The sequence below is a fragment of the Demetria terragena DSM 11295 genome (assembly GCF_000376825.1).
GTDB lineage: Bacteria > Actinomycetota > Actinomycetes > Actinomycetales > Dermatophilaceae > Demetria > Demetria terragena.
Map to the genome: position 1 here is coordinate 2511876 of NZ_AQXW01000004.1, position 14841 is coordinate 2526716.

19 protein-coding genes are annotated in these 14841 nt (G+C 65.6%); 12 read left to right on the forward strand and 7 right to left on the reverse strand.

The window, feature by feature from the left end; translation table 11 throughout:
• The first annotated feature begins 236 nt into the window (after positions 1-236).
• Positions 237-500: a hypothetical protein gene (locus F562_RS20865; protein ID WP_211206469.1), complete on the forward strand. Its 264-nt coding sequence runs from the start codon at positions 237-239 to the stop codon at positions 498-500.
• On the opposite strand, the gene F562_RS0116365 is transcribed toward F562_RS20865, so the two are convergent.
• From F562_RS0116365 to F562_RS19700, 4 genes are all read right to left on the reverse strand, one after another.
• Entirely contained in the window at positions 497-1468 is a 972-nt protein-coding gene (locus tag F562_RS0116365; protein ID WP_245553671.1) for an NUDIX hydrolase, read from the reverse strand. The genes F562_RS20865 and F562_RS0116365 overlap by 4 nt on opposite strands.
• Positions 1465-3750, reverse strand: a complete 2286-nt coding sequence (locus F562_RS0116370; protein WP_018158053.1) for an RNA degradosome polyphosphate kinase — start codon at positions 3748-3750, stop codon at positions 1465-1467. The genes F562_RS0116365 and F562_RS0116370 overlap by 4 nt, the downstream gene beginning before the upstream one ends.
• 93 nt (positions 3751-3843) lie before the next feature.
• Entirely contained in the window at positions 3844-4713 is an 870-nt protein-coding gene (mshD, locus tag F562_RS19695) for a mycothiol synthase (RefSeq protein WP_018158055.1), read from the reverse strand.
• 6 nt (positions 4714-4719) lie between these two features.
• Positions 4720-5430, reverse strand: a complete 711-nt coding sequence (locus F562_RS19700) for a winged helix-turn-helix transcriptional regulator (RefSeq protein WP_018158056.1) — start codon at positions 5428-5430, stop codon at positions 4720-4722.
• A 96-nt stretch (positions 5431-5526) separates the two neighbouring features.
• On the opposite strand from F562_RS19700, the gene F562_RS0116390 reads away from it, so the two are divergent.
• Both F562_RS0116390 and F562_RS0116395 read left to right on the forward strand, forming a co-directional pair.
• The gene (locus F562_RS0116390; RefSeq protein WP_018158057.1) at positions 5527-5766 is read left to right on the forward strand and encodes a MoaD/ThiS family protein; all 240 of its coding nucleotides are present in this window, start codon (positions 5527-5529) and stop codon (positions 5764-5766) included.
• A gap of 63 nt (positions 5767-5829) precedes the next feature.
• Positions 5830-6600 carry a hypothetical protein gene (locus F562_RS0116395; RefSeq protein ID WP_018158058.1) on the forward strand — a complete coding sequence of 257 codons (771 nt, stop codon included), beginning with the start codon at positions 5830-5832 and terminating at the stop codon, positions 6598-6600.
• 3 nt (positions 6601-6603) lie between these two features.
• Here the strand turns inward: F562_RS0116395 and F562_RS0116400 are convergent, their stop codons facing one another.
• Complete coding sequence (locus tag F562_RS0116400) at positions 6604-7101, reverse strand: heme-binding beta-barrel domain-containing protein (RefSeq protein ID WP_018158059.1); 498 nt, start codon at positions 7099-7101, stop codon at positions 6604-6606.
• A gap of 9 nt (positions 7102-7110) precedes the next feature.
• Complete coding sequence (locus F562_RS21260) at positions 7111-7449, reverse strand: hypothetical protein (protein WP_018158060.1); 339 nt, start codon at positions 7447-7449, stop codon at positions 7111-7113.
• Between the two features lie 57 nt (positions 7450-7506).
• On the opposite strand from F562_RS21260, the gene ygfZ reads away from it, so the two are divergent.
• The 9 genes from ygfZ (at position 7507) to manA (ending at position 14018) form a co-directional block, all read left to right on the forward strand.
• Complete coding sequence (ygfZ, locus tag F562_RS0116410; RefSeq protein WP_245553672.1) at positions 7507-8556, forward strand: CAF17-like 4Fe-4S cluster assembly/insertion protein YgfZ; 1050 nt, start codon at positions 7507-7509, stop codon at positions 8554-8556.
• Between the two features lie 80 nt (positions 8557-8636).
• Positions 8637-8996 carry a helix-turn-helix domain-containing protein gene (locus tag F562_RS19705; protein WP_018158062.1) on the forward strand — a complete coding sequence of 120 codons (360 nt, stop codon included), beginning with the start codon at positions 8637-8639 and terminating at the stop codon, positions 8994-8996.
• Between the two features lie 46 nt (positions 8997-9042).
• On the forward strand, positions 9043-9846 hold the full coding sequence (locus tag F562_RS20870) for a hypothetical protein (protein ID WP_156822696.1): 804 nt from the start codon (positions 9043-9045) through the stop codon (positions 9844-9846).
• Positions 9847-9957: 111 nt separating this feature from the next.
• Positions 9958-10269, forward strand: a complete 312-nt coding sequence (locus tag F562_RS19715) for a PRC-barrel domain-containing protein (RefSeq protein WP_018158064.1) — start codon at positions 9958-9960, stop codon at positions 10267-10269.
• A gap of 23 nt (positions 10270-10292) precedes the next feature.
• Positions 10293-11279: an asparaginase gene (locus tag F562_RS19720; protein WP_018158065.1), complete on the forward strand. Its 987-nt coding sequence runs from the start codon at positions 10293-10295 to the stop codon at positions 11277-11279.
• A 3-nt stretch (positions 11280-11282) separates the two neighbouring features.
• A complete protein-coding gene (gene dtd / locus F562_RS0116435) occupies positions 11283-11708 on the forward strand; it encodes a D-aminoacyl-tRNA deacylase (RefSeq protein ID WP_018158066.1) in 426 nt (141 codons plus the stop codon).
• Positions 11709-11729: 21 nt separating this feature from the next.
• The gene (locus tag F562_RS0116440) at positions 11730-12050 is read left to right on the forward strand and encodes a DUF2516 family protein (RefSeq protein ID WP_018158067.1); all 321 of its coding nucleotides are present in this window, start codon (positions 11730-11732) and stop codon (positions 12048-12050) included.
• Complete coding sequence (locus tag F562_RS0116445; protein ID WP_156822697.1) at positions 12047-12874, forward strand: alpha/beta fold hydrolase; 828 nt, start codon at positions 12047-12049, stop codon at positions 12872-12874. Before F562_RS0116440 ends, F562_RS0116445 begins: the two co-directional genes overlap by 4 nt.
• Position 12875: 1 nt before the next feature.
• Complete coding sequence (gene manA, locus F562_RS19725) at positions 12876-14018, forward strand: mannose-6-phosphate isomerase, class I (protein ID WP_018158069.1); 1143 nt, start codon at positions 12876-12878, stop codon at positions 14016-14018.
• Here manA and F562_RS0116455 read toward each other — a convergent pair.
• A complete protein-coding gene (locus tag F562_RS0116455) occupies positions 14015-14800 on the reverse strand; it encodes a hypothetical protein (protein WP_018158070.1) in 786 nt (261 codons plus the stop codon). The two genes, manA and F562_RS0116455, sit on opposite strands and share 4 nt — an antisense overlap.
• Between the last annotated feature and the right edge of the window lie 41 nt (positions 14801-14841).

Consider the following 14841-nt stretch of genomic DNA (forward strand, 5'->3'; position numbering starts at 1 on the left):
CCTGCCTATTGGCTCGGCTGTGTGACTCCTGAACGGTTTCCGATAAGTTAACTCTCTCCGAGCGGAGTACCCCTCACCCAGTGCGCTGGGTCACCGGTGCCTGGGAGGCCGGTCACTGCAGATTGGTGACCCGCATGTGACACGTGCGAGCCGTGCGGTGTGGTACCCGAGTGCGCCGTCCTGGCGTCGTCGGGCGCCACTGGCGCGGCTGGCCGCGCAAGGCGCACAATGGTGCGATGGGCGAGCGGCGCAAAGTGCGGGAGCGGCTGAAGAAGCTCAGCCACAAGGAACTCAAGGCGCAGGTGCCGCGGGAGGAGCCCGATACTGGCGACACCCGCGAGAAGGGCAGTTTTGCCTACGGGTACTGCAAAAAGTGTGACTGGGAGGGCACCGGAAGGCGCGCTCGAGATAAGGCCCGGCGGGACGCCCTAGAGCACACCGAACTCTGCTCGGGCAAGCACAAGCCGCGTATCGCGACGACAGACGTCAAGAAGAGTTAGCCCACGCCTGGCTGGTGGCGTTCGACCGCCACCACGCGTGCGTCCTCGCCCACGCCAGACATGTGGCAGACCAGCACTTCGCCCTTGTCCAGGGGTGAGGCCCCGACCTTCTCGAGCGCCTTGACCGCGACGGAGTCGGCGCGTTTCTCCAGGTGCTGAAGCATGGCCGGCACCAACGGGCGGTGCGTGCACAGAGCAGTCGGTATGCCGCGCTGCAGTGCGCGGTCGGTGTGCTTGATGACCTTGTCTGGCTCCTCGGCGTAGCGCTCCTCAGAAAGACCTTTTTTGGAGTCAATGCGCACCCGGCGGTGCCGGACGTACGGCTCCATGGTCTCCAGGCATCGCGTCGAGGGCGAACTGATAATCCGCTCGACGCCGTATGAGCCGAGCAGCGGCACCAGCCATTCGGCCTGGCGTGAGCCATCGTCGTCAAGCGGACGCAACCAGTCATCGAGCTGCCATTGTGAGCGCGCGACGCTGTGGCCATGACGCACGACCAGCAAGGGCCACGTGGCCAGGGCCTTGCGTTCGTGCGCGTCGGTGAGAGCCTGCACTTGGAGCACGTCGCGAGGGTGCGTGAGTCGGCGACGTGCCGCCCCTGGTGTAAGCCAGGCGACCTCGTCGACCTCGTGCAAAAGGGCGCCGTCGCCACCGGTCACGGAGGCTGCCCAATAGCGGACCTCCTTGAGGTCGCCGCGCGGCATCGCATACAGCGAGCGCGGCAACGGTGGACCCAGGCGCACCTCCAGCCCGGTCTCTTCGGCGACCTCTCGCACCGCGGTTGCCGGTGCCTGCTCGCCCGGGTCGATCTTGCCTTTGGGCCAGGACCAGTCGTCGTAACGCGGACGGTGGATGAGCGCGACTTCGATCTTGCGTCCACGCAGGCGCCACACCAATGCTCCCGCGGTCAGGAGCGGCCGATCGGTGGGCATCAGGACATTGCTCGGTGCGGGCTTTGTCCCGCTCATGGGCGCCGCGCCTTCCGTCCGCGCTTGCTATGCACTGCAATCAACTCGGCTTGAGCATCCTTCAGAGGTTCACCATCCTTACCCAGATGATGTCGAGCCCACGATCCGTCGGATTCCAAGTGCCACGAAGAGGTTTCGTCGCTCATGCCAAGATCCATCAACTCGGTCATCGACCGAACATGGCGCGGGTCGGTGAGACGAACTAGCGCCTCCACCCGACGATCCAAGTTGCGGTGCATAAGGTCGGCACTGCCCATGTAGCACACCGTGTCCTTGCCTTCGACCTCGAACAAGAACAGCCGGGAGTGTTCCAGATAGCGTCCCAGCACCGAGCGGACCCGGATGTTCTCCGAGAGATCCGGCACCCCTGGCTTGAGGCTGCAGATACCGCGGACCCAAACATCGACCTTTGCTCCGGCCTGAGAAGCGCGGTACAGCGCATCGATGGTCTGCTCATCAACCAACGAGTTGGCCTTGACCGCGATGCGCACCTCTTTGCCGTTCCGGGCCGCGTTGGCCGCGCGTTCCACCTGTTCTAGCAAACCGGTCCGGACCGTACGCGGCGCCACCAGCAATCTCTTGAACTTCGAGCGCGGGGCCATCCCCGACAGTTGGTTGAACAGTCGAGTGAGATCCTCGCCCACCTCTGGGTCGGTGGTAAGGAGACCGAAATCCTCGTAGAGGCGGGCGGTCTTGGGGTTGTAGTTCCCGGTTCCCACATGGCCGTAGCGACGCATTTTGCCGTCTTCCTCGCGGACGACAAGGCACAGTTTGGCGTGGGTTTTCAGGCCGACCATGCCATAGACAACGTGCACCCCGGCGCGCTCCAACTTTCGCGCCCAGGTGATGTTGTTTTCCTCATCGAAGCGGGCCTTAATTTCGACGACGGCCAGCACTTGCTTACCCGCCTCGGCGGCGTCGATGAGGGCATCAATGATCGGGCTGTCACCGCTAGTGCGGTAGAGCGTTTGCTTGATGGCGAGAACGTTGGGGTCCTCGGCGGCCTGCTCGATGAACGACACGAACGAGGTCGAGAACGAGTCGTACGGGTGATGCAAGAGGATGTCGCGCTCGCGCATCGCTTCGAGGATGTTGGCCCGCCCGGCGCGTTCGACAGGGGCCAGATCAGGATGGGTGCGCGAGGCATAGGCCGGCCAGCGCATCTCCGAACGGTCAAGATCTGCAACGATATTCAGGCCCGTAAGGTCGAGCGGCTCGGGAAGCGCATAGACCTCATCCGGCCGAACGCGCAACTCCTGCCGGAGCATGTCCAAGACGTGCGGGTCAATGGTGTCGGCGACTTCTAGCCGGACGGGTGGTCCGAATCGGCGACGGGTGAGTTCTTTTTCCAACGCCGTGAGGATGTTCTCGGCGTCGTCTTCCTCCACCTCGAGGTCTTCGTTGCGGGTGACCCGGAAGGAGAAGTGCTCGCGCACGTCCATGCCCGGGAACAGGTGCTGCAGATGCTCGGCGATGATGTCTTCGAGCGGGACGAACCGGTGGTCATAGAGCTCGTCGGCGTCCGGTGGTGCGGGCAGCGTCACCAAGCGCGGCAGCGATGGCGGCACCTTGACTCGCGCGAAATGCTCCCGCCCTGTCTTGGGGTTGACCAGCAGCACCGCCAGGTTGAGGGAGAGCCCAGAGATATACGGGAACGGGTGCGCAGGGTCGACCGCCAGTGGCGTGAGCACCGGATAGACCGACTCTCGGAAGAAGGTGTCGAGGAAAGCTCGGTCTTCGCCCGTGAGTTGGTCCGCACGAACGATGCGAATGCCTTCTTCTTCCAACGCCGGCCGGATGTGGTTCTGGAAGACACGGGCATGCACGTTCATCAGTTCGTGCGCACTCTGCGAGATCTCATCGAGCACCTCGCGCGGCTCGAGCCCGGAGGCTGCGCGTACTGCGATGCCGGTGGCGATGCGGCGCTTGAGGCCAGCGACCCGGACCATGAAGAACTCGTCGAGGTTGCTGGCAAAGATCGCCAGGAAGCGGGCTTGCTCCAGCAGGGGGACCGAGTCGTCGCTGGCGAGCTGCAGCACCCGCTCGTTGAACTGCAGCCATGACATTTCGCGGTCGAGGAATCGACCGGAGGGCAGCTCGCCGGGGGCCGGGTCGGCTTCCTCCTCGGCCACTCGGATGAACCGTCCGTTGGCTGCGCGCGGTCGCGGCTGACGTTGTTTCAGCCGGACGACGGACTCACCATCGGCAACCTTCTGGATCGCCGCTTCGACCTCATCCTCAGACTGAGTCGGGACGTCGGGGCGGGTGTCGATGACGCTCATGGACATATCGTTCCACTTTTGGGTGAACGGACCACTGCTGCGTTCTGAAATCGGACGACGAGGTGCGGGCGAAAAGATCGAAAAGATAGAGATCTAGGCGCTCGTCGGGGCAAACATCGCGTCCACGGCGGCCGGCTCAAACCCGATTTTTCGGTATGTCGCGACCGCAGGGTCGTTGTCCGCTTCGACATAGAGCTCGACGGTGCTGACTCCGCGACCGGCGAGGTGAGCCAGGCCCAATGCCGTGAGTGGTCTCGCCAAGCCCCGGCCTTGAAAGTCCGGGTCGACGGCCACGACATACACCTCGCCAGTCGCGGGTGAATCGGCCGGAATCTTGGTCCAGTGCGATGCCGCGAGGGACCCGGTGGCGGCATCCTCGATCAGGATGAGCCCGTCCGGGTCGAACCAGTCCTCGCCCATACGCGCCTCCAGGTCGGCCCGGTTCATCCGGCCTTGTTCGGGGTGGTTCACGAAGGCCCGCGCGTTGACCCGCAACCACGCGTCTTCGTCCTGTCCGGCCTGAAACGCGCGCGCCACGAATCCGGTGGGTAGGGCTGGCTCTGCGTTGAATCCGGCCGCGAGTGGCCGCTCCATCCGCCAGAGCTCGCGTACGACCTCCAGTCCGGCACCCTCGGCTAATGACTGTGCGGCGGGGAGTTTGCCGTGTGCCCAGAATCGCGCGGCTGGTCGCTCTTGCAGAATCTCGCGGACCAGCGAGCCACCGAAACCCTGCCGGCGGTGATCCGGATGGACGGCGACCTCCACACTGTCCGGGTCGTCGTCTGGCCAGATCGCGGCGGCCACGAGCACTGCATCGGTCGACCGCGTACGCATGACCGCTTCGGGGTGGTCGAGGTTGCGGCGCAACGCCAACAGTGGTTGTTCTCCGAAGGCGGCGACTCCGTCGACGGCGTGGACCGCGGCGGCCAGTGCTTCGACCTGCTGGGGGAGCGTGTCAGACATGGGTCATCATCCTGCCTCGGAGGGTTCGGGGCTCTCGGCGGTTTCGCGGGGCCCGCTGACAAATCGGTAGCCGACATTGCGGACGGTGCCGATCATGGTTTCGTGCTCGGGACCGAGCTTGGCACGCAACCGACGCACGTGAACGTCCACGGTTCGCGTACCGCCGAAGTAGTCGTAGCCCCACACTTCCTGCAGCAGTTGCGCGCGGGAGAAAACGCGTCCGGGATGCTGCGCGAGGTACTTCAGGAGCTCGAACTCCTTGTAGGTCAGGTCGAGTTGCTCCCGGTGAAGTTTGACCGAGTACGCCTCCTCGTCAATCTCCAGCCCGCCCGCGTTGATCGTGCTCGGCCCGTCGTCCTGCTCGGCTCCAGCGCGCTGGGTGGCCAACTGGATGCGCGCCTGGACTTCGGCAGGTCCGGCCGTATTGAGAACGACGTCGTCAACCTGCCACTCCCCGGTCAAGGCGACCAGCCCACCCTCGGTGAAGATTGCGAGCAGTGGCATTGAGATCCCAGTGGATCGCAGCATCCGCGACAGGCTCTTAGCGCCCACCAGATCGCGCGTCGCGTCCACGAGCACGACGTCGACCTCGGGCGGGTGTACGAGAGCGCTCGGCTCAGGTGGGAGCACCTTGACTCGGTGGGACAGCAGACCCAGCGCAGGCAGCAACTCGACACTCGCGCCGGGCGAGTCAGTGAGCAGGAGCAGCCGGGCCATTCACCCGAGGATAGAAGGCAAAGGGGAACCTCGCGTGCGTTGTTCACCGCTAAGGGCCTTACTGTGGGCCGCGCCACATCGATTCGGGAGGTTCCCATGACGACCGTGACCGTGCGCTACTGGGCTGGTGCCCGCGCTGCCGCGGGGATTGATCACGAGCGGGTCGAGGCCGATTCCGTGGTGGCTCTCCGCGAGGCCATCATGCGGGAGCACCCTGCCATGACTTCGGTGCTCGACGTGGCATCGGTGCTTATTGATGGCCGCGCCGTGCAGGGTGATGCACCACTGGCAGATGCCGAGACCGTCGAGATCTTGCCGCCCTTCGCTGGCGGATAGTCGGACAGCAGGTGTCGGCTCGTCGACGAGCAGGGAACCTGCCGGACGTGGAAGGATCGCGGGGTGCCTGACGTCCAACAGCGAGCCCTCAGCCCGTGGTGTCTGCTGGCGACCGCACTTGCTGGCGCGGCACTGGCCGGGGCCACCTTCGCCGGTGAGGTTGCGACGGCCATGGTTCTGGCGCTCACGGGCTTGGTGGCGGCTTATGGCTGGCCCAGGATTCTAGACCTCCCCAGCCCTCGGGGAGTTCAGGCGGTCCTGGCCTTCGCCGCGGTGGCCGGTGCGGGGGCCGCGCTGATTGGGGATGGACGCGACTTGCGGTGGCTGGCCGTTGCTCTCGCCGCCACCCTGGTGGGGTCGTTCATGCACCAACTCCTGCGCAAGGACGGGCGTGCACGGCTGGTCTCCACCCTGGGTGGCACGGTGCTAGGCGCCGGTCTCATCGCGAGCGGAGCCTGTTTTATCGGGGCGAGAAACCAAGACGACGGAGCACTGCTGGCCACCGCGGCCTTGGTAGGCGTGGTCGTCTTGACTCTCGTCGACGGCCTTCTAGCGCCGCGCCGTGGCGTGGAATGGGTGCTTCCGCTCGCCGCGGGAGTGTCCTCGGCCATCTCGGCGGGAGCCATGGTGCTTGCCGACGGCCCAGTCCTGGGCGCGTTCGCCGTGTCCTTCGCGGCATGCGTGGTCGCCCACGCATGCCGTCGCCTCCTGACCGTGTCGCCGACCGCGTCGCGTGCGGTGGCTCAGGCCGCGATCGGTGCGGTAACCGTCCTCAGTGTCGGCGCCGTGCCGTATGTCGGTGCCTGGCTGGTGGAGTGGTTCACCGCGCGGTGAACCTCAGCCCGTGCGCTTGAGCTCGGCGGACATGTGGCTTTGCATCTCGTGGCCCTCGGCGGCCATGTCGAGAACCCACATCAGATTGCCGCCGACCAGGCCATACATACGCTGCGCGGCGCTGTAGTCCGAGGCGTCCGGGCTGCGGACCACGGCGTCGGTGTGGAGCTCGATCTTGGCGGGTTCGGTGGAGCCGACGTACATCTCCAACAGTCCCGTGGGGTGGGCGAGGAGGAGTTCGACGGTGTTCTCCGCGGCGGGGCGCCAGAAGCCAGACTCCGTGGCGAGAGGCTCGGTCTTTTCCCCGTCGTCGTTGAGGACCCAGGTGCGGCTCTGCCAGTTGAGATATGGCCGACCGTCATGCCAGCACTCGACCTCCTGGCCGAAGTTGGCGGACTCCATGGTCGGGTAGCCGACGACTCCGGCACCTTCCCACGTGCCAACGAGCCAGGCGAGGGGTGCGAGTTCGGGGGGCAGATTCGGATCAAGTTCGAAGGGCACGAAACCAGCCTAGTTTGCTTCGGTGGACGGCGGCGCGGGTGCCGGGCGATGCAGGATGGCGTGGGTGGCGACGATGTGCACATCGTCGCCGTCGACCTCCGCCGTGCCATCGACGAGAAGGGTGAGGCCGGGGGATTCGGTGGGGGGAAAGATCACCGTCACAGTGGCGTTGGCGCCGACGTTGGCCAGCGTGCCCGGACCAGGTTGGTGGACGCGCAGGCTCCCCTCCGTGGCGACCGGGGAGACCGCAATGACCTTGACGGCGCCGTCGGTCGTCGTGAGGAGATATCCGCTGCCATAGGTCGCCACCGTGCGGGCGAGGTCGTCGAGGGCCACATCGATGCTCATCTGGTCACCGTAGACCTGGAGTGCGGGGTCCGGGTGGTTGCGACGTACGCTCGTAGCGTGACTGAGATTTCGGCTCCTGTGCAGCGATCGCCCTTGCTGGAACGCGCTGGCGCGGTGGCGGGCGATGGCATCGATGCTGGCGTCGCAGCCCACTACGGAGACCCGATGCGCGAACAGCGTCGATTGGTGGCGGGGGAAGCCGTGGTGGACCTGAGCCATCGCGGAGTCGTGCGCCTCAGCGGCCCAGATCGGTTGTCCTGGCTGCACTCCATCTCAACCGCACAGTTGACAAACCTGCCGCCACTCACCTCAACGGAGACGCTGATTCTCAGCCCTAAGGGGCGTATCGAGCACGACCTCCACCTGGTCGACGATGGCGAGCATCTCTGGGTCACGGTCGAGCCGGGGACTGCTCCGGCGCTGACGGCGTGGTTGAACTCGATGAAGTTCATGCTGCGCGTCGAGATCGTTGACGTGAGCGAGACCTATGCCGTGGTCGGTGAACCTGTGGTTCATGAATGGACGACCGAAGACGCGCCGGCCGTCATGGCCTGGGTCGATCAGTGGCCACGACTCGGCGAAGACTCCGTGTCCTACAGCGGTACGGGCGCCCACCCCGCTGAAGGTCGAGCCTGGCGCGAAGTCATCGTGCCGCGCGAAGAACTTCTCGCCTACGTTGGTGAGCGGGCCCTCTCGGGTACCTGGGCTGCCGAGGCGGAGCGAGTGGCCGCCTGGCGTCCCCGACTTGGCGTTGACACCGACCACAAGAGCATTGCGCACGAACTCGATTGGCTGCGTACGGCCGTTCACTTGCACAAGGGTTGCTATCGCGGGCAGGAGACCATTGCGCGCGTGCACAACCTGGGTCGACCGCCGCGGCGACTGGTGTTCCTGCATCTCGACGGCTCGGGGCACGCGCTTCCAGAGCCGGGTGCCTCGATTGAAGTTCCGGGACAGCCACGCCCGGTCGGGCAGCTCACCTCGGTCGCACGTCACTACGTCGATGGGCCGATCGGTTTGGCTGTGATCAAGCGCAATACCCCTACCGACATTGATCTTTCGGTGGGCGGAATCTCCGCTGCACAGACGGTCGTCGTCGAGCCGTAGAGCTCCTCCCAGGAGCGTGTGATCAGGCTCACGCTGCCCTCGGCTTGCAATTTGCTAACTACAGCAAGCATGATGGGGGCATGAGTTCGCGACTACCCGTACCGGAGCTGCCCGACCTGGGCGCATACCTTCGCGAGCAGCGCCAGTCCGCTCAGTTGTCCTTGCGCCAACTGGCCGACCGTACGGGCATCAGCAACCCCTATCTCTCCCAGATCGAGCGTGGACTCAAGAAGCCGAGCGCAGAGATTCTGCAGTCTCTTGCGAAGGGTCTGCAGATCTCAGCGGAACAGCTCTACGTCCACGCTGGCTTCCTCGATGCCGACACACAGCCGGTCACCCCGGATGTGCGAGTCGCAATCAACGCCGACTCGAGACTGACGCCGAAGCAGCGCAAGGTGCTGCTGGACGTCTACGCCTCACTCGTCGGTGACAACGACTGATCACCCGATCAACCAGACCTCGTACGACTACATGAAAGGCATTGCCATGAGCACGCTTCAGGACATCCGCAAGAACGTCATCTACCCCACCCCGTTCTACGCATGGGTTGGCTTGGTCGACAAGGCTGTTGACCAGGTTCGCGTCGCCACCGATGAGGCCAGCAAGAAGGTTGGCGAACTGCGCGAGCAGCTCAGCGCCGAGTCCATCGTCGGCCGCACCCAAGAGGTTGCGACCGAGCGTGTAGAGCGCGTTCAGCAGCTTCCGAAGCGCGTTGAGGAGTCGAGCAAGGCCGCTTTCGCCCAGGCAGAGCAGTCCTACGCCGGCCTCAGCAAGCGCGGCGCGGCCGTAATCGCCGAGCTGCGCAAGCAGCAGGACGCCCAGGCCCAGCAGGTCATCAACCAGGGCAAGGCATCAGCTGCCTCGGCTCGTAAGGTCGCCGAAGACGCTCAGGCGCTCGCCGCCAAGGCCGTGCTGACGGGTCGTAAGGAAGCCGCCAAGCAGGTGGAGGCCGTCGCCGGCACCGTCGAGACCGCCGCCGACAAGCTCGGTGACGAGGCGCGTACCGAGGTTCGCTCCACCGCCGCTCGGGTCGGCTCGGTCGACAAGGCCACGCCGAAGGCAAAGCCCGCCGCGAAGAAGCCGGCCGTCAAGAAGCCCGCTGCGAAGAAGGCCCCGGCCAAGCGCCCAGCCGCCAAGCCGGCCGCTAAGAAGACCGCGCCCAAGACGGCAGCGGCCAAGTCGTCCGCGCCGAAGACCACCGCTCCGAAGACCACCGAGGTGAAGTCCACCGCGCCGAAGGCGACCGAGGCGAAGACCACCGAGGCGAAGACCACGAGCCCCAAGGCCTGATCGTTCGACCATGATCATGCGGCGCGTCTCCCATTGGGGGGCGCGCCGCAGTCATGGGTGTGCCTACCTACGCTGGGGCCGACCGGGCCCACCACGACGAAGGACATCAGAGTGCTCACCCCCGACCAGATCCCCGATCTGCGGCGCGCCACCGCGCGAGACCAGGACGGCCACCGATTCGGGCGCGTGGTCGAGGTTTTCGTCGATGACGACTCCGACCAGGTGACCTGGGTGACGGTGTCGACCGGGCTCTTTGGCACGTCGCATTCGTTCGTGCCCGTCAAGGATGCCGACTTGGCCGATGGTGACCTCGTGGTCCCGTTCGGTCAAAACCTGGTCAAGAACTCACCCTCCGTCGATGCCGAAGACCATCTCGATGCCGATCACGAACAGCGTCTGTATGTCCACTACGGCCTCGCCTAGGGTCTGACCTACCCTCGGACACTGTGACTACCTCACGTGCTGCCCTGTCCGATGCTCCCGTTCTTGCCTGCGTGGAGCGCTCCGGTTTCGTCGAATCCGTTCATCGCGCCGTAGCGGTCGAGGTGGACCAAGACGGTGCGGTGACTCAGGCCTACGGCGCCGTCGACGCTCCGCACTTTCCGCGCTCGTCCAATAAACCCATGCAAGCCCTCGGTATGGTCCGTGCCGGACTCGACCTACCACCCGACCTGCTCGCGCTCGGGTGCGCCAGCCACTCAGGTGAGGACATTCATCTTGACGGTGTGCGCCGCATCCTGGCCGGCGTTGGTCTGAGCGAGTCCGACCTGCAGAACACCCCTGACCTTCCGTATGACGACGTCGAACGGCGGGCGTGGCTCCGCGCTGGATCTGCCGAGAGCTCCATCGCACAGAACTGTTCCGGCAAGCACGCCGCCATGCTGGCGACCTGCGTGGCGAATGACTGGGACCGCAGCACGTACCTGGACCAGGCGCATCCCCTGCAGCGCGCCATTGCCGACAGCCTTGCGGATCTGGCGGGCGAACCGATCTCAGCGACCGGTGTCGACGGATGCGGCGCCCCGGTCATGGCGATCAGTCTGGCTGGGCTCGCGCGCGCGTTCGGACGGATCGCCTCCGCAGCCCCTGCAACGCCAGAAGGCTTGGTACGAGGCGCCATTCGGTCCCACCCTGAGATGCTCGGCGGGTCGCGGCGCGATGTCACGGCGCTCATCCGCGGAGTGGATGGGTTGATTGCCAAAGATGGCGCGGAAGCGGTTTATGCGGTCGGTTTGTCCGATGGTCGAGGGTTTGCCCTCAAGGTGGCCGATGGTGCGCAGCGAGCGCGTACGCCCATCATGGCCGCGTTGCTTCGCCGGGGTGGTGTCGAGGCTCCGGTACTCGAGGAACTCGCGGACGTGCCGATTCTTGGGCACGGCAAGGTCGTCGGGCAGGTTGTCGCTCACTTGCCTGACGCTGCGCCAGAGCGCTGATCGATGCGAGCGGTCCTTCAGCGCGCAACCCGGGCCAGTGTGACGGTCGAAGGCGAGGTCGTCGGCCGTATTGACCGGCCAGGGCTCGTAGCGCTCGTGGCGGCGACCCACGACGATGGTCCCGATCAGGTGGCGCGGATGGCACGAAAGATCAGCGAGCAGCGCATCCTTCGCGATGAACGATCTGTCCTCGATGAGGCTGCCCCGGTGTTGGTGATCTCGCAGTTCACCTTGTACGGCGACACCCGCAAAGGTCGACGTCCGTCCTGGTCCGCCGCGGCGCCTGGCGCAATAGCCGAACCACTGGTGGATGCCGTGGTGGAAGCGTTGCGCGCCATGGGAATAGAGGTCGCCACCGGTCGGTTCGGGGCGATGATGTCGGTCGAGTTGGTGAACGACGGACCCTTCACCGTGATCGTGGACGTCTAGCACCGCATTACGCTGGGCATCATGGACGCCTTCTTCAAGGTCCAGGGCGGCATCGCGCTCATCCTGAGTATCGGGGTTATCGCGGTTGTGCTCGTGGCCTTTCTCGACTCCCTGCGCCACCGGGTGGATGCCTTTCCCGCCGCGGGCAAACTCACCAAGCCCATCTGGTGCGGCATCCTCGGTGTTGGAGTGTTGCTCTCGCTGTTGACCTTCGGGAATCCGCTCAACATCTTCACCTTGCTGGTCGTTGTGGCCTCCGCGGTCTACCTCGCAGACGTGCGTCCAGCGCTGCAGCGGGTCGTTGGTGGCGGTCGGTCGAATGGCCCGTACGGCCCGTGGTGACCGCACGCCCTACGTCCCGTACCTCGCTCCTCGCGACCCGTCAGGGTGGGATTGAATACCTCCTCACGGGATCCGGCTCGCCGGCCACCGTTTTCGCCCACGGTCTGGCCGGTTCGATTGACACGACGCGCCCATTCGGTGGCGGCGTGCCCGGGACCAAGGCTTTTTTCCATTTCCGCGGACACGGCGCATCAGCCTCTCCCGAAACGGATTGGACCTACACGGCGCTCGCGGGCGAACTCGACGCCGTGGCACGGCATGTGGGGGCGACTCGGGCGCTCGGGGTCAGTATGGGCGCCGGGGCGATTTGTCGTTTGCTCGAGGATGACCCCGATCGTTTTGAGCGCATCGTTCTGGTGATTCCGGCGGTGCTTGACTCACCGCGGAAGGACGCCGCGATGCAGCGCATGAGGCACCTAGCCCAGCTCGCCGAGGAACGTGATGTCGACGCGGTCCAGGAGGCACTCCTGCGTGACCAGCCGAGCGGGGTGCGCACGCGGCCCGACGTGGTGGCGTGGTGCCAGCGGCAGGCGCAAGTGGTGGTCGCGACCGACGTACGCCGCGCGCTGCGAACCATTCCGCGCGCGACGTCAATGTCGGACCGCACTGCCTTGCAACGGGTCTCGGCACCCATTCTCGTGATTGCCCAGGAAGCTGACCCGGGGCATCCGGTGTCGGTGGCCCACGAGATCGGAGCACAGGCCCCGCACGCCCGCGTCGAGATTCTGCCGCCGGGCGGAGTTCTCTGGGAGCACCGCGACCGGGTACGTCGTCTCATCGGCGAGTTCCTGGATCCAGCTGACACGGGCGTAGACAAGGATTGATATGTGGCGCCTGACACCTCGGATTCAGCACTATGCGTGGGGATCGCGCGAGGCCATCGCCCAGATCACCGGCAGACCGTTTCCTACCGACCAACCCGAAGCTGAGCTCTGGATGGGCGCGCACCCGGCCGCGCCAAGCGCGGTCCCGACAGCCGCAGGCGAACGAGCGCTGAGCGAATTCTTCGCCGACGACCCCATCGACACTCTGGGCTCCGTGGTGGCACGTGAGTTCGAGGGGCGACTGCCTTTCCTGCTCAAGGTGCTCGCACCAGTGCAGGCGCTTTCGATCCAGGTGCATCCCAGCCTGGCGCAGGTGAGGGACGCAGCGCCAGGGACCTATGCGGACGACTGGCCCAAACCTGAAGCCTTCTATGCGCTCACTGACTTCCAGGTCTTTGCCGGTGCGCGTCCGTTTGTGGAGACGGCCCAGGTCTGCGCCGAGTTGGGCCTTCCGGAGCTCGATGAGCTCCTTGACGATGCCGCGGCGGAGGAGCACCCAACCCGTGCGCTCCTTGAGTCGCTGTTACATCTCGAAAGCAGCGCGCAGGCAGCGCTAGCGGACCAGGTGGTGGCGGCCTGCTCGAACAGTTCGGATCCGTCCTTGGCAGCCATCGTCCGGGTAGCCCAGCACCACCCGCGCGACATCGGGCTGGTCGTCCTCCTCGCAATGCGCTACCAGGTCGTCCCGCCGGGTGGGTATGCCTTTCTGCCCGCCGGGGTTCTGCACGCCTACGTCGAGGGTGTCGCGATCGAGATCATGGCGAACTCGGACAACGTCGTCCGCGCGGGCTTGACCGCGAAGACCATCGACGTCGATGAACTGATGCGGATCGTGGACCTTGAGCCGGCCGTGACCCCGCAGCACGGTTCCGTGCTCGACGGGTGGACTGAGTTCCCGGCAGAGTCGCCATATTTCGAGCTGAGATGCGCGTCGGTGTCCGGCGCGTTGACCGTCCCGGGCGACGGGCTCCCACGGATCCTGCTGGCGGTGCACGGCAGCATCGAGGTCTCAGACAGCAGCGATTCGGTGCGCCTGCAGCCGGGGGAATCCTGCTTCCTGTCCGCCCGCGACACCGCAATCACGGTGCGTGGTGACGCGACGGTGTTTCTTGCTTCACCTGGCTCGATTGACGCGCAGGCTTAGCGCGCTGGAGCCACAGCACTCCAGTCGACAGTGGCTTCGCCAAGGCGCCAGCGGCGGGCGTCGTCCAGGAGCGGCCAACCATCCGCGCGTAGTGCCTGCGCCGACGCGATAAAGCGCTGGCGGGCGCCATACGAGGCCAGCGGGTTGGCACGCCGCCAGGCGACCTGCCACGCCTGTAGGTATTGGTGGATGGGTTCGCCAGGAATGTTGCGATGGATCAGGGCTTTGGGAAGACGCTCGGCCACCGTGGCGGGGTCTTCCAGGGACCCCAGATGAAACGCCATGGTCAGGGATCGTGGACCGGACCGGTCGAGAGCGACCCAGGAGGCGAGTCGGCCAATCTCATCGCAGGTGCCGTCCACAACCAGACCTTGCGGGCTGATTCGGCTGGTGAGTCGGGCCCACGCGTCAGCGACCTGACCTTCGTCGTACTGCCGCAAGACGTTGAATGCCCGGATGATGGTGGCGTCGTCGCCTCCAAGCGGCACCTCGAATCCTCCGCGCTTGAACCGAACTCCTTCTCGTTCAAAGGGTTTGCCGGCCGCAACGCGCTCGGGTGAGATCTCGATACCGACGACCTGCACGTCGCTGCGCACCCGGTGGAGGCGGTCGTGAAGTTCGAGCGCGGTGATGGGCGATGCGCCATATCCGAGGTCGACGGCGATGGGGCGGGGACACGCGCGCAGACGCCAGCCTTGGGTGCCGGCGATCCACCGGTCGCATCGACGAAGCCGGTTCGGTGCCGTCGTTCCTCGGGTGATGTTCCCGACTGGCTTGTCCACCACGACCAGAAACGTTAGCCCCGAGCCATCTGGTGTTCGCG